This window comes from Streptococcus oralis, from assembly GCF_001075875.1.
Classification (GTDB): domain Bacteria; phylum Bacillota; class Bacilli; order Lactobacillales; family Streptococcaceae; genus Streptococcus; species Streptococcus oralis_I.
Genome location: NZ_JUOS01000012.1, coordinates 1 through 14166, shown reverse-complemented (window position 1 = coordinate 14166; position 14166 = coordinate 1). Strand labels below are relative to the sequence as shown.

The 14166-nt window shown below is 39.7% G+C and carries 8 protein-coding genes and 1 tRNA gene; 1 reads left to right on the top strand and 8 read right to left on the bottom strand.

Annotated features, from left to right (window positions below):
• Positions 1–217: 217 nt before the first annotated feature.
• The 7 genes from ADM33_RS00705 to ADM33_RS00675 all read right to left on the bottom strand — a co-directional run bounded on the left by ADM33_RS00705 (position 218) and on the right by ADM33_RS00675 (position 12477).
• Positions 218–4315 carry an SIALI-17 repeat-containing surface protein gene (locus ADM33_RS00705; RefSeq protein WP_049502743.1) on the bottom strand — a complete coding sequence of 1366 codons (4098 nt, stop codon included), beginning with the start codon at positions 4313–4315 and terminating at the stop codon, positions 218–220.
• Between the two features lie 370 nt (positions 4316–4685).
• Positions 4686–5669 carry an acetylxylan esterase gene (locus tag ADM33_RS00700; protein WP_049502742.1) on the bottom strand — a complete coding sequence of 328 codons (984 nt, stop codon included), beginning with the start codon at positions 5667–5669 and terminating at the stop codon, positions 4686–4688.
• A gap of 327 nt (positions 5670–5996) precedes the next feature.
• Complete coding sequence (locus ADM33_RS00695) at positions 5997–6923, bottom strand: ATP-binding cassette domain-containing protein (protein WP_049502741.1); 927 nt, start codon at positions 6921–6923, stop codon at positions 5997–5999.
• Between the two features lie 10 nt (positions 6924–6933).
• A complete protein-coding gene (locus tag ADM33_RS00690) occupies positions 6934–8001 on the bottom strand; it encodes an ABC transporter ATP-binding protein (protein ID WP_049502740.1) in 1068 nt (355 codons plus the stop codon).
• Positions 8002–8009: 8 nt separating this feature from the next.
• Positions 8010–8936 (bottom strand): oligopeptide ABC transporter permease OppC, encoded by a 927-nt coding sequence (gene oppC / locus ADM33_RS00685; protein ID WP_049502739.1) that lies wholly within the window; start codon positions 8934–8936, stop codon positions 8010–8012.
• Positions 8936–10432: an ABC transporter permease gene (locus ADM33_RS00680; RefSeq protein WP_049502738.1), complete on the bottom strand. Its 1497-nt coding sequence runs from the start codon at positions 10430–10432 to the stop codon at positions 8936–8938. Before ADM33_RS00680 ends, oppC begins: the two co-directional genes overlap by 1 nt.
• Positions 10433–10497: 65 nt before the next feature.
• Positions 10498–12477: a peptide ABC transporter substrate-binding protein gene (locus ADM33_RS00675; protein WP_049502737.1), complete on the bottom strand. Its 1980-nt coding sequence runs from the start codon at positions 12475–12477 to the stop codon at positions 10498–10500.
• Between the two features lie 182 nt (positions 12478–12659).
• Here ADM33_RS00675 and ADM33_RS00670 point away from each other — a divergent pair.
• Positions 12660–12730 (top strand) — tRNA-Cys (locus ADM33_RS00670).
• A gap of 86 nt (positions 12731–12816) precedes the next feature.
• Here the strand turns inward: ADM33_RS00670 and ADM33_RS00665 are convergent.
• Positions 12817–14148, bottom strand: a complete 1332-nt coding sequence (locus tag ADM33_RS00665) for a hemolysin family protein (RefSeq protein ID WP_049502736.1) — start codon at positions 14146–14148, stop codon at positions 12817–12819.
• Between the last annotated feature and the right edge of the window lie 18 nt (positions 14149–14166).

Here is a 14166-nt window from a genome sequence, read left to right as displayed (position 1 = left end):
GCTCAAAACACAGTTTTGAGGTTGTGGATAGAACTGACGAAGTCAGTAACACATATACGGTAAGGCGAAGCTGACGTGATTTGAATTTGATTTTCGAAGAGTATTAACTATTTGACTCCTGATTTATCTAGATCAAAAAGGCCGTAACTAGTTCTAGTCACGACCCTTTCTAATATAAGATCAAATTTCTCTATGAATTTCGTTGATTTTAACTATTTCATTGATCTTCTTTTTTCTTGCCCATGGCAAACATACCTAGGAGCATGCCTACAAGTCCTAGAGATGCAAGAGGAGCAACAGCTTCACTTCCTGTTTCAGGAAGAAGTTGCTGACGAGCAGCAGGGGCTTGATAAGTTTTATCTTGTGCCATAGCCTGAACCACAATTGACTGTTCTCCCTTATACTCTGAGACCTCATGGACAGCAGCTTCAGCACTGTTTACACCACCTACATACGCTGGAACTTCTCTACTCGCAGCTTCTAGCCCATTGACACCGCCTGTGTATTCTGGAACCTCTAACTTAGCGGCCTCTACTCCATTCACGCCACCTGTGTACTCTGGAACTTCTAACTTAGTAGCCTCTACTCCATTAACACCGCCTGTATATTCTGGAACCTCTAACTTCGCGGCCTCTACTCCATTGACATTGCCTGTGTACTCTGGAACTTCTAACTTAGAAGATTCCACTGCATTGACGCCACCTGTGTATTCTGGCACCTCTAACTTAGCGGCCTCTACTCCATTGACGCCACCTGTGTACTCTGGAACTTCTAACTTAGCGGCCTCCACTCCATTGACGCTACCTGCATACTCTGGAACTTCTAACTTAGCAGACTCTACTCCATTGACGCCACCCTCAAATTCTGGGCTTTCTGATGTAGTTGCTTCCTCACCATTGACGCCACCTTCAAAGGCTGAAGTGTCTGACTTAGCTGATTCTACTGCATTCACACCGCCTTCGAACTCTGGACTTTCTGACTTAGCTCCTTCCTCACCATTAACACCACCTTCGAATTCTGGACTTTCTGACTTAGCTCCTTCCTCACCATTGACGCCACCTTCGAATTCTGGACTTTCTGACTTAGCTCCTTCCTCACCATTGATGCCACCTTCGAATTCTGGACTTTCTGACTTAGCTCCTTCCTCACCATTGACGTCACCTTCGAATTCTAGACTTTCTGACTTAGCTCCTTCCTCACCATTGACGCCACCTTCAAAAGCTGGAACATCATGAATGACAGACTCCCCTTTTGAACTTTCTACTAGACTACCTTCTGGAACTTCATGGACCGCTGCTTCCTCGCCGTTCACACCACCTTCGAAGTCTAGAATCTCATGAGTGGCTGCTTCAGCACCATTGACACCGCCTTCAAATTCTGGGACTTCATTAATAGTTCCCGGTGGATTTTCTTCGACCTCTATTTCTGGAACTTCATGAATAGCGGCTACTTCGCCGTTCACACCACCTGAGAAGTCTGGCACATCATGAACGGCTGCTTCCTCACCGTTGATTCCACCTTCAAAGGCTGGATCCTCGTGAACTGTACCTTCACCATTGACTGCACCTGTAAATTCTGGAACTTCATGGATTTCTGCTTTTGCTCCATTTTTACCACCAGGAACTCCTGCACCTTCAAGACTTACAGGTAAATTATGCATGCTCTCAATTGCACCATCAATGATTTCTGTAATTTCTTGACCAATATCTTCCTTGTTAACTGCAAATAACAAGGTTTTTGAATCATACTGCGTCAAGAAGGTAGCAAAATTCCCATTTGCCAATTTAAGAACTGGTGGTTGATTCACCAATACTTCTGAATCAAATTCTAAAGCAATGACATTTTTGCTCATCTCCACAGCATTTTTCACAGTTGCTTTTGTTGGAGAAATTCTATCCTTGCTCAAGAAATCCCAGTTGAATTTCTTATAAGACAAGGTGTATTCATTTTGAGTGGCAGTCGCATGCTCATAAAGCAAGCCAAATTCACCATTTCCAAGATCTTGCAATGAGTTATAAGCAAATTTACCGCTTTGAATAGGATTGTGCTTGAGCCAAGTTAGATCCCCATTAGCTTCCACTTGTGCCAAGTGTACCAAACCATTGTAACGTCCTGGACCACCTGCGTTGCTGAGAACGATATATTCCTTACCGTCTTGTACCGTATGAATAGCTGACATTTGAACATAGACATCTTTGATATCCGCATAGCGCTTCACATCTTTTTCCCAAGTTGCTCCGCCATCCTTACTTGTTGCAACCTGCAAATCTCCTGTCAATCCACGCATGAAGAGTTTGAGGTCTCCATTATTCAACTGAACAACGGTTGACTCCGTATTTTGAGCACCTGGATTATTCATAGTTGAAGAGTGAATTGTTTGGTTACCTACTGGACGGTTATCATTGACAGCTTCACCTGCTTGCCATGTTTCACCATGGTCATCTGAGTAAATGACGCGTGAAGATTGAGAACCACTGAGGTATGATACGTTATTTGTCGTGTAGACTGGGATAACGAGACGACCTTTGTGAGGTCCTGAATGCAAGGCAATACCTGTACCAGGTCCTGTTCCTAAGAAATGCATCCAGTCCTTACGAATGCCGTATGTAATATCTTTTGGTGCGGACCAAGTTTTTCCATCGTCATCACTATAAGACATCCAGAGATAGTTGGTGTTTGAAACCCTAAAGATATTCTTGTCGCTATAATCAAAGTAGACGTTACCAATCAGTTCTTCACCTTTATACAAATCACCCTTATCACTATAGGCTGGTTGCTTAGGATCAACTACAACACGGTATTCTGTCTTTCTATTTTCAGGGTCAAAGACTTCACCATTTTCACGGATTGTATAACGTCCTGCATCACCTTGTTTGTACAAGACTTGGTATACCTTGTCCCCAATTTGTTCATAGGCTTGTGGTGCTTTTCCTGGAAGAGAAAATACAGCCTTACCTTCAAGGAACATATCATAAATTGAAAAGATTCTCTTAGTTTTCGGATCTTGGACTAGGGCCATGTCAATGTTGACTGGTGATGGCCATTCTGGATTCTTAGCATTCTCATTATCACGAGGATTTGAGATGACAATTCTATCTCCCCATGTTTTGCCCTTATCATCACTACGACGAACAACCATACCGATATCACCCCAGTCAGAGTGATGCAAGCGTCTCTCATCTGCACCAGCAATCAAGGTTCCTTTATCAGTTTTCAGCAGGGCTGGAATACGGTAGCTTGCAATACCATCTTTATTTGGCTTGCGGTTCTCACCACCTTCAAAAACGTCCAGTTTATCAGTAACTTCTGCTCCTTCAGGAAGTTTCTTCTCCAACTCTCCTCTTTCAAAAAGTTGGCTACGTTTTTTAACTTCTTCTGGAGTAAGAGTACGATCATAAACAGTTAGATTACGGACTTTAAGATTAGAACCCCAGAAGTTTTTACCTGTGCGTTTCGTTGTACCGATTTGCACATGGTTGACATCTGGCATGTCTTGGATGAAACGACCAGACTGAGGACTTGTGCGCGACAAGACACCATTTACATAGACACGAACTTGACCTTTTGGTTGGTCTGCATTTGGTCTTTCAACTGTGAAGGTTACAGAGTTCCACTCACCTGGCTTAATTTTCAAAGGAGCAGTTTTATAATCACCATAGAATTGGTTTCCATTTGCATCACGACCTTCAACGATAGCTGTGTTATCAAGGATGGCCATAGTGAAATACTCATTTACTTTGGTATCACTAGAAACTGAGAAAAGGTTGTAAAAACGTGGAGCAGATGCATCTGGTTTAAACTCCATATGAATGGTCGCATTTTGAAGTTTTTTAAGCTTATCGAGTTCCTCTTTCATGTCAACTCTTTGACCGTTTGAAGGATTCGTTTCAACATCTTCCTTCTCTATAACAGTATTGGCATTTTCCAACTCTCTTGCATAAAAGTCACGCGGAATGTTCCCAACTTCTTCTTCACTCTCTGTAGCTGGAGTTTCGTTTGATGCTTCTGTTTCTGTTGGTTTTTCAGACCCTGGGTTTGCTTGCAACTCTTCACGGCTCACTTCTGTTCCACTATTATTTACTGTGGTTACTTGGCCTGCAGGCTCCTTATCTAAATTAGCTAGACTTCCTGTCTCTACTTCCTTAGGCGATTCTGGTAAAGATTGCCCCGCTGTTTCACCATTCGTTGATGGCGCCTCTTGAGCCAAAGCTGGTGCAGCACCAAAAACAACCGCTCCAATCACTACTGAAGCTGCTCCAACTGCAAATTTCCGAATTCCATATCTCTGTTTTCTATTAAAATCTCTCTGATTCATGTGTTCCCTTCCGTTATTTTTTAAAAAATAAAGCGCTTTCTTTTTTGCTTAAAATTTTTAGCCTTTCAGACTAGCTGCAAATAAGAAACTGTATTATTGAATGAAATTGCCATTCTTTGTAGATGAAATGCTGTTGCTCTTCTATAAATTCCAAGTTAAAAGATTCGCAACTAGCTATACTCCTTTCATTTTTTATCTTAACCATATTATATAATAAATATTCTAAATTTTAGACTTCATAATCTATAATAGATTTTACTTTCAAAGATATTTAGAAGTTTCAAACTACCTGAAACTACTTTCTCATTATCTAGGTCACATAAAGAAAAGCCTGTAGTTCATTCGAAACTACAGAGCTTTTTTTCAATTTTTAGTGACCAAGATATGTAAAGGGGATCTCACTACCACACAACCAATTGTAAACTTGATCATTGACATGAACATTCATGGCCTCATGAGCGTATTCAGGCATGATACGATAACTCTTTTCACAAGTCAAACGGTTGTAAATAGCAAACTGAGTGATTGGATAGCAGACATCATCATCAAGCCCAGTAATCATTCGAACTTCCCCCTTAATGCGATGAGCAATATTTTTTACATCTATATAAGCGAGCGTCTCCATAATCTGCTCTTCTGTCTCATGGAATGGATCATGGAACTTAAAGTAACGAAAGAGTTCATCATAGGCTTCGCTGGTATTGCCAATCTCTAGCACTCTTCTAAAGTCTGATAAGAATGGATAAATAGCAACTGTACGCTTGATACGTTGATTTAGCCCCGCAGCCACTAGAGCTAGTGCCCCTCCTTGAGAAGCTCCATAGCTTGCTAATTGCCCCTCATCCACTTGTGGGAAGCTAGCTACAATTTCAATCAATTGATAAATATCTAGATAGATATCCTTATAGAAGAGTTGCTCTTTTCCTTCTACTGCACCACGAATGATTTGGCCCTTAACTGTATTTCCGAGAGGTGAGCGCAAGCCATCTTGTGAGTATCCAGATTGTCCACGAACATCCATCGATACGACACCATAACCAGCTACTGTAAAAGCTAGCATATCTGTCCAATCCCAGCAACGTCCCATATAGCCATGGAAGTGGAAAATGACAGGTACTTTCTTTTCTGATTTTGGTAAGACTATACGCGCATAAACAAGGCCATCACGGGTACCTTTAAAGCTTAACTCATAACACTTCACATTTGGAATATGAAAATCACGTTCCTCTAGTTGATAATCTGGCAAGACCGAAACCTTATCAATCTCTCCATCCCAAAAAGCATCAAAATCATGAGGAACTTCATCCCTTCCTTTGTATGTTTTCATTTCTTCTATTAGTGCTGGATTTCTCATAAACCCCTCCTTAATTTTGTAACCGTTACCATAACTCTAGCACATATAGGTAGGCTTTGCAAGATTGATTTTTAAATAGAAAGTGATTTTAATTTTGAAGATTCATAAAAGCTTATCTGAAAGTAGTTTTATCCATTCCATTCTGCATAGATTCAATACACTTTCAAAGAAAACAGCTTCTTTGATCTCTCATCCAAGAATCATTGAAGACTAGTATTAGCATGTTCTCGGGTATATAGTTGTCTATCTTTAAACTAGTTTTTTACAAAAATAAAAAAGTTTCATAATCTTAATAGAATTGTTCTATCAAGATTACAAAACTTTTTCTTATTTCAAATCTTTTTTATAGCGTTCCAACTCAGCTTGGTTTGCCCAAACATAGTGACCTGGACGAATTTCTACCATAGAAGGTTTATCAGTTTCGTAGTCATGTTGATCTGGATCATAGACTTTCAAAACTTTTTTACGTTCCAAGATTGGGTCTGGAATAGGAACAGCTGATAGAAGTGCTTGCGTGTATGGATGAACTGGATTATTAAACAATTCTTCAGTTTCAGCCACTTCAACAATAACACCCTTATAAATTACCGCAATACGATCAGAAATGAAACGAACTACTGACAAATCGTGGGCGATAAAGAGATAGGTCAATCCTAATTCTTTTTGGAATTTCTTGAGCAAGTTCAAAACTTGGGCACGTACTGAAACGTCCAAGGCTGAAATTGGCTCATCCGCAATAACGAAGTCAGGTTGCATAACCAAGGCACGGGCAATCCCGATACGTTGACGTTGTCCACCTGAAAACTCATGTGGGTAACGTGTCAAGTGTTCAGCCAAAAGTCCCACTTCACGAATGATATTTTGAACTTTTTCTTTTCTTTCTTCTTCATCTTTAAACAAATGATAGTTATAAAGACCTTCAGAAATGATATAGTCAACTGTTGCACGTTCATTCAAACTTGCAGCAGGGTCTTGGAAAATCATTTGGATACGACGAATTAATTCTGAAGCTTGTTCACGTGATTTTTTACCATTAATTTTTTTACCTTCAAAGATGATATCACCTTTGCTGGTATCATTTAGACCGATAATAGCACGACCAATTGTTGTCTTACCACTACCAGACTCTCCAACAAGTGAGAAAGTTTCTCCTTTGTTGATAAAGAAGTTCGCATTTTTAACAGCGACAAACTTTTTGCTTCCTTCACCGAAGGAAATTTCTAAGTCTTTAATTTCTACTAATTTTTCAGACATTTCCTTCCTCCTAGTCCTCAAGATGTGTAAAGCCCATCTTTTCACGAATCTTGTCGTGTAAATCTGCAATCACCGATGGTTTTTCAACTTTTGGAGCTTGTTCATGAAGCAACCATGTCTTAGCCCAATGAGTATCAGATACTGCAAACTGAGGTGCTTTTTCCTCGAAATCAATCTTCATAGCATAATCTGAACGAAGAGCAAAAGCATCTCCCTTCAATTCAGTATAAAGCGATGGAGGTGTTCCAGGGATTGAGTACAATTCACCTTTGTCATCCGCAAGTTGAGGCAAGCTCGACAAGAGGCTCCATGTATATGGATGACGTGGGTCGTAGAAGATTTCTTCAACAGTACCATACTCGACGATTTCACCAGCATACATAACCGCAACTTTATCAGCGATACTTGCTACTACACCTAGGTCGTGGGTGATAAAGATTGTTGTAAAGTGGTATTCGTGTTGAAGTGACTTCAACAAATCAATAATCTGTGCCTGAATGGTCACGTCAAGGGCTGTTGTCGGCTCATCACAGATAAGAATGTCTGGACGACAGGCAAGAGCAATAGCGATAACGATACGTTGGCGCATTCCCCCAGAATATTGGAAAGGATACTCGTCGAAACGTTTCTCAGAGTCCGGAATACCAACTTTATTCATATAGTCAATAGCCATCTCTTTAGCTTCTTGAGCAGTCTTGCCTTGGTGTTTAACAATAACTTCTGTGATTTGACTTCCGATTGTCTTGATTGGGTCTAGACTGGTCATCGGATCTTGGAAGATAGTTGCAATCTTCGCACCACGAATGCTTTCCCATTCTTTATGAGAAGATAAGGTTGTCAAATCTTGTCCACGGTAATTAATACTTCCTTGTGCAATGCGACCATTTTCTTCCAACATTCCTGTGAATGTTTTTGTCAAAACTGATTTACCTGAGCCTGACTCCCCAACTAAGGCGAGGACCTCTCCCTCAATCAAATCGATGGAGACACCTCGAATAGCTGTCAAAATCTTGTCACGAACATCAAATTCCACGACAATATCTTGAGCAGTCAAAATTACATTTTTTCCTTTTATCATGTCTACTCCTATCTATGTGTACGTGGATCACTAGCATCCGCTAGGTTTTGACCTACTACGAAAAGGGACAAGGATACCAAGACCAAAGTTGTCAATGGAATCCAGAAGAGATATGCATTGGTTGTTACGTTCTGAGAATAATCTGAAATCAAACGTCCCAAACTTGGTACTGTGATTGGCAAGCCAAGTCCAAAGAATGATAGGAAAGCTTCATATGAGATAAAGGCTGGAAGCATTTGCGACGTACTCGTAACAATAACAGATACCAATTGGGGCATAATGTTTTTCATAATAATTTTGTAACTTGGTGTTCCCAAGGTACGTGAAGCAAGGTTGTACTCTAAATCACGGTAACGTAACATTTGGATACGAATTGAATGGGCAACACCAATCCAAGTGGTTACACTCATGGCAAAGATCAAATTCCAGAAACCTGCACCGATAGAGTAAGTCAAAACAATAACGATCAAAAGTGATGGGATATTGTTGATAACGTTGTAGACTTCCATCATGATACGGTCAACTGATTTTGAGATCCCCCAAATTCCACCAATAACAACACCGATAAAAAGGTTGACAAAGGTCGCAATGACAGAAATCAAGATAGAGTTACGAGCTCCAAACCAGACACCATCAAAAAGAGATTTACCATTACTATCTGTACCAAACCAATGCTCAGCATTTGGTTTAATGTAACGAGCGCTAAAATCATTTACCTTACTTACATCATTGAAGTCAAAATCAGAGAACATTGGGTAAATGAAACTCATCAAAACAATTGCAATCAAGATACCTAGCATGATTACTGTTGATTTCTTCTTCAAAAACTGTCTAAAGACAGAACCCCAGTATGAGTAGGCAGGAGCATCAATTGCTTCAGAGGCATAATCATCACGTTTTACAAACTGAAATTTTTCATTACTAATTGTAGACATTATTTGCCTCCTTTCTCTGTCAATTTAATACGTGGGTCAATAATGGTCATCCAAATATCTCCAATAAGGTTTGAGAAGATTGAAACACAAGTGAAGATAAAGACGAGACCAACTACCATATTATTGTTTGAAGCCTTTACAGAGTCGATCAACATTTTACCCATACCTGGGAAGGCGAAGACTGTTTCAGTAAGAGTTGCTCCACCAATAACACCAATGATAGAACCTGGGATACCAGAAACGAGTGGTACCATAGCATTTTTAAAGATGTGCTTGTCAGAAATTTCTTTCTCAGACAAACCTTTAGCACGAGCAAAACGAACGAAATCTTGTGATTGCAAGTCAATCATATAACGGCGAATCCAAATTGCCATAGTAGGTGCTCCTAGCAAGCCCAGAATCACTGCAGGAAGGACATAAGAACGCCAATCACCAGCACCCAAGATTGGGAATGAGTCTGGGAAGCCGATTGAAGAACCAATCAAACGAATAATATAGACTAGGGCAATCGTTGGAAGAGCCAACAAGAAAGTTAGAGTCCCTGTAGCGAAACTATCGATCCAAGTGTTTTTGAAACGAGCCATTGCTGAACCAAGAGGAATCGCAATCGCATATGAAATCGCAAGACCAATCAAACCAGTGATAGCAGAACTTGCAATCATAGATGGGTACTGATAGTTGCTCTCAGTAGCTGTATATGGATCATCTTTACCGTAGTTCGCTACTTCACGAGCATCAGCTTGACTCGGAGATTTATAAGTTCTTGAGTAAATATTAACTGATGATGTTTTCTTACCAGTTGGGAATTGAACTTCAGAAGTCTTGGTTTGTCCTTGTCCTTGTGTAATAACTTGAAGAACAGGAGTATTGGCATAAGTTGGATAAGAATCTCCTAGGTTCAAGTTGACAAAGTTTTGATGGACAAATGGGAACTGACTATTGAAGTACAAGAGGTATTTATGTTTAGTACCTGAACCCACAAGAGACCAACCGATAGCAGGGTCATTCTCAAAGCGCAAATAACGCTCTAAGTTAGGATTCTCAGGGTCTTGAATCTTGTTTGTATGGTCAATATCAAGCAAGTTTGCATAGAATTTGAACACACGCTCAAAAATAGGAATTTCACGTGTAGCGTAGAATTGTCCACTCTCTGTAAACTCACCTAGAGTCCAACCATTACCAAGTTGTTGGATATATTTTTCATAGATTGCTTTATTTGTATCATTTGCATCTACTGTAACAGAAGAGTCAATGCTACTAGCTTTTTCCTGCAACTCTTTCGTATCGTAATATTCGATATAACCCATACGCTCAAAGACAGTATTTTCATAGTTATCTCGTTTATCAGCTGTTGTCGCAATTTTATTGTAGTTAGTATCTTGTTTGAAGATCAACTTCCGTGGAACCATCGTATAGATGATTGTGTAAATCAAGGTCGTTACTAGGAAAATAGAAACCAACGACCGCAAGATACGCATAAAAACATATTTTTTCATATTATTTCCTTTAAAATCCCAAAAGAACCTTCTCCTTTAGGAGAGAAAGTTCTGATGAGCATTATTTATTTCACATGACTCGCTAACTCTTTTTGAGCTTTTTCGTTTGATTCAGCTTTTTCTTTGAGCCATTTTTCACGAGCTTCTTTGTACTCTTTGGTTGTTACAGTGTTAGCTTGCAATTTAAGGTACTTGAAGTATACATCTGAACCTTTATCACCAGATTGAGTGTAAGAGGCTGAGAATGGTACTACACGAGAAATAACTGGTGCTGCTCCTGAAGATGACATAACTGGAAGGAAGAGTGAGCTATCTGTCAACCAAGCTTGAGCTGCTGCATATTTCTCATAACGTTTGTTAAGGTCACTTGTTTCACTAGCTGCATCATCAACTAATTTGTCGTAATCTTTCAAACCAACTTGAGCAACCGCTGGGTTTGATGGATTGTCATAGCCCATGTAGGTTTTAGTTGTTTCACTATTAGTTGATTTCAAGATATCAAGGTAAGTCGATGGATCATCATAGTCTGGATTCCATCCAACAGCACCTGAAAGGTCCCAATCTTCTGCTGCAGCACTAGCAGCGTAGTACGTGATATTGTGTAATTCATCCGTAGTGATTTGTTGGATATCGATAACTACATTATCTGTACCCAAAGCGGTCTCAACAGATTGTTTGAATGATTGGATACGAGCGATATAGTTTTTAGATGTTTGGTCAACTGGAATATCCAAGTGGATTGGGAATTTCACACCATCTGCTTCAAGGTCTTTTTTAGCTTTAGCTAGTTCTGCTTTAGCTTTATCAGCATTGTAAAGTCCATCTTGAGCATCCGCAAAGTTTACATCTTTCCACTCATCACCATAAGAAACAACTTTCTCAGTGACCAAGTCACCAAATGTTTTTTCACCTGCTGAAACAAATTCTGGTTTTACGAAGAGGTTACGGACAGCAAGGGCTGCTCCATCCTTACCATTTAGCTGAGCTGAATAAGCAGTACGATCAAAAGCAAAGTTCAAAGCTTGACGGAAGTCTTTGTTGAGAAGGGCTTTCTTAGTAGATGTTTTTTCTTCGTCAGTTGTTTTTGATGTGTACTTATAGCTTTGACGGTCAATATTAACACCCAAACCAGCAATACCAGCTCCTTGTGGAGTATAGTAAATATTGTCTTTATATGTTTCTGCTACCTTAGAATAGTTTGAGCTAGTAGGGAAGAGACGGGCATAACTGTATGCACCATTTGTAAAGTTACGCTCAAGTGACTCTTGGTCTGAACCATCATAATAAGCAAGTGTTACAGTATCGATGTGAACATTATCTTTATCCCAATACTGTTCATTCTTCGCAAATTCGATAGAAGACTTAGCCGTCAACCCTTTAAGCAAGAAAGGTCCATTGTAAAGCAATGATGTTGGGTCTGTTGCCTTACCAAAGTCTTTACCTTTTGATTTTTCAAACTCTGCGTTCAAAGGCCAGAAGATTGCGTAAGACAATTTAGAGTTCCAGTATGGTTCTGGTTGGTTCAAAGTGTATTGAAGAGTGTAATCATCAACAGCTTTTACACCTACAGCAGAGAAGTCTGTATTGTTCCCTGATACATAGTCAGCCAATCCTTTAACAGAATTTTGTGCTAGGTAAAGAGCGGCTGATTTATTGTCGGCTGCGTGTTTCAAACCTGTAACAAAGTCATTTGCAGTTACTTCTGCATATTCTTCACCATCAGATGTGAGCCATTTTACACCTTTACGAATCTTATAAGTGTATGTTAATCCATCTTGAGACACTGACCAGTCTTCAGCGACTGCAGGAGTAAGGTTACCATACTTATCATTTGTAAAGAGTCCATCGATACCATTTGAAGTAGCAACTTTTGTACTTTGTTTCCCAGAGATAAGGTAGTCCAATGTTTCTGGGTCAGCAGTATAAGTATAGCCATAGGCTTTTGGTGCTTCAGCATTTGATGATTTTGAAGAACCACAAGCTGCGAGAACGCCTGTTGCGAGTAGGGCAACCCCTGCTACCGCAAAAATCCGACTTTTTTTCATGTTTAGTTAACTCCTCTATATAAAATTAATGAGATACTGTTAATTATACCACACTCCCTTTCAAAAGTAAACGAATTTTCAGAATATTTTGTCGCATGCCTTTTGAAAGCAGGAAAACTTACATTTTCAGAAAAGAAACTATTGACGAGATTTAATTTAAAAGGTATAATAATAAAAGTTAAGGCGGTATAGCCAAGTGGTAAGGCACGGCTCTGCAAAAGCTTGATCGTCGGTTCAAATCCGTCTACCGCCTCTATATTATCGAAGGCTCCCACAGGAGTCTTTTTCTTTTAACTACTAGAAAAGCTTTATCAGTTCTGCTCTGATAAAGCTTTTGTTTTATTCTGTTTCTTCTTCTGATTCAAGTTCTTGAATTTGAACCTTAAGCTTGGTTACACGTCCATTTTTGACCTTATCATTAGTTAGGGTGATATGCTTATTGCTACTTTCTAACTCATAGCTAAGTTTTTCTGATGTTGGAATAGTTCCCACACCGGTCAAATAGTAACCAGCGATTGTATCTACATCATCACTTTCAAGTTCAACATCAAAGTAAGCATTAAAGTCATTTAAATTCATTGTTCCTTGGACGATATAGGTATCTTCGCCAATTGTATAAACATAAACTTCAGCTCGGTCAGTTTCATCATCAATTTCACCAACAATCTCCTCAAGGAGATCCTCCAGCGTAACTAGACCAGCCATACCTCCATACTCATCCAGAAGGATAGCCATCTGTCTTTGAGTATTTCTAAACTCTTTTAATAAATCATCCACAAAAATAGTTTCAGGTACAAAGAGTGGATCTTGTAAGATTCGCCTCCAGACAATATTGTCAAACCCGCTGGCAAAGGCTTCTTTAAGGAGACTCTTAGTATGAATCAATCCAATAACATTGTCCTTATCTCCATCATAAACAGGAATCCGAGAAAAATTCTGTTTTAAGATACTTTGGATAATGGTTTGAGTGTCATCCTGAATATTTACCATGAAAGCATCGGTTCGAGGAACCATGACTTCACGTGCCATGAGCTCGTCTAGCGAGAAAATCCCTTGTAACATTTCAATTTCATCAGCATCCAAGGTTTCTTCACTCTTAGACAACATGTACTCAATCTCATCACGAGTCATTTTTTCATCTGCATCGTCAAATGTCATCGGTGTCAATTGACTCAAGAGATTAGTTGATGCTGAGAGCATCCAAACGAAGGGACTCACAATCTTACCAAGAGCAATAATAAACGGTACTGTTCGGATAGCCAAGGCATCCTTAAGATTTAGAGCAATTCGCTTAGGATAAAGCTCACCAAAAACAATAGAAATATAGGTCAAGAAAGCTAATGATAAGAAGCTAGCTACCGCATAGGCAGTTTCGCTATTTCCCATCCAAGAGGCGATCAACTCTCCAAGTGAATCTGCTAGTTTAGCCCCTGACAAGATCGTAATTAAGGTGATACCAACTTGAATGGTTGATAAAAAGTGATTGGGGTTTTCAAGTACCTTTAGTAAACGGATATAGCGTTTATCTCCCTCTTCAGCTTTTTGCTCAACACGTGAACGACTAAGTGAAACCATGGCCATTTCTGTTGCAGAGAAAAAGGCATTTAAAAAGGTCAAAACAACTAATAAAACAAATTGCAGTAACAAATCCTGACTGCTCGGGTCTTCCATTTTCCTTCTCCTAAAAAG

Coding starts and splice junctions, on each gene's coding strand:
- ADM33_RS00700 (WP_049502742.1), bottom strand. CDS start 5,669: ATGAGAAATCCAGCACTAATAGAAGAAATGAAAACATACAAAGGAAGG.
- ADM33_RS00705 (WP_049502743.1), bottom strand. CDS start 4,315: ATGAATCAGAGAGATTTTAATAGAAAACAGAGATATGGAATTCGGAAA.
- ADM33_RS00675 (WP_049502737.1), bottom strand. CDS start 12,477: ATGAAAAAAAGTCGGATTTTTGCGGTAGCAGGGGTTGCCCTACTCGCA.
- ADM33_RS00680 (WP_049502738.1), bottom strand. CDS start 10,432: ATGAAAAAATATGTTTTTATGCGTATCTTGCGGTCGTTGGTTTCTATT.
- ADM33_RS00695 (WP_049502741.1), bottom strand. CDS start 6,923: ATGTCTGAAAAATTAGTAGAAATTAAAGACTTAGAAATTTCCTTCGGT.
- ADM33_RS00665 (WP_049502736.1), bottom strand. CDS start 14,148: ATGGAAGACCCGAGCAGTCAGGATTTGTTACTGCAATTTGTTTTATTA.
- ADM33_RS00690 (WP_049502740.1), bottom strand. CDS start 8,001: ATGATAAAAGGAAAAAATGTAATTTTGACTGCTCAAGATATTGTCGTG.
- oppC (WP_049502739.1), bottom strand. CDS start 8,936: ATGTCTACAATTAGTAATGAAAAATTTCAGTTTGTAAAACGTGATGAT.